The organism is Zoogloea sp. LCSB751, from assembly GCF_002028455.1.
In the GTDB taxonomy this organism is placed as follows: Bacteria; Pseudomonadota; Gammaproteobacteria; order Burkholderiales; family Rhodocyclaceae; genus Zoogloea.
This window is the reverse complement of record NZ_MWUM01000314.1, coordinates 1-261: the sequence shown is the minus strand read 5'-3', so window position 1 is coordinate 261 and position 261 is coordinate 1. Positions and strand designations below refer to the sequence as shown.

Sequence of the window (261 nt, the reverse complement as noted above, 5' to 3'; positions counted from 1 at the left end):
TGACCCTGCTGGAGGGGCTGGGCTTCCAGTTCCTCAATCCCAAGGCCTGGATGATGGGCATCTCCGCCATCAGTCTGTTCAGCCTGCCGGGGAGCGACTACTGGCCTAGTCTGTGGGGCATCATGTCGGTCTTCCCCATGGCGGGGCTGCCGGTCTGCTTTGCCTGGGTGCTGTTCGGCCATCAGCTCAGCCGCTGGATCAACTCGGACAAGGGCTGGCGCCGTCTCAATGGCAGCCTGGGGGCCCTCACCGCCCTGTGCG

The 261-nt window shown here is 65.1% G+C and carries 1 protein-coding gene; it reads left to right on the top strand.

Features of this window, described 5'->3' with window-relative positions; genetic code table 11:
- On the top strand, positions 1 to 261 hold a 261-nt coding region (locus B4920_RS29820; protein ID WP_368664748.1), incomplete at both ends, for a LysE family translocator.